Consider the following 355-nt stretch of genomic DNA (forward strand, 5'->3'; position numbering starts at 1 on the left):
CGGGTGTCTGGGGGAGTGTCCCTTTGCGGAGACACCCTCTCCCCAGCCCTCCCCCGCAAGCGGGGGAGGGAGCGGGCCGCCGCTGCGTTAACGCCTAGGCTTTTCGCGCCATACCCGGTTTGTGGTATTGCCTGACCGCTTCAAAAAACCAAAGTATTCTCGTGACATACAAGGACGTCACGCCATCAACTTGCCATGAACTTGCCCCTCAGGTTTGATGGTTCCGAATGATTTACGCTGTGGCAGCGGGGAGAGCTTGAAATGACGGATTTTCGTCGCCTGACCGGGATTTTCGTGGCTGCGATGGGACTGGTCCTGTCCACGCCGCATGCCTTCGCCCAGCAGCCGGACCGCG

General features: G+C 60.3%; 1 pseudogene. It reads left to right on the forward strand.

Annotated features, from left to right (window positions below):
* Positions 1 to 261: 261 nt before the first annotated feature.
* Positions 262 to 355, forward strand: a pseudogene (locus JHD07_RS20675) (L,D-transpeptidase); the annotation flags it as partial.

It is taken from the genome of Bradyrhizobium sp., assembly GCF_016462955.1.
GTDB lineage: Bacteria > Pseudomonadota > Alphaproteobacteria > Rhizobiales > Xanthobacteraceae > Bradyrhizobium.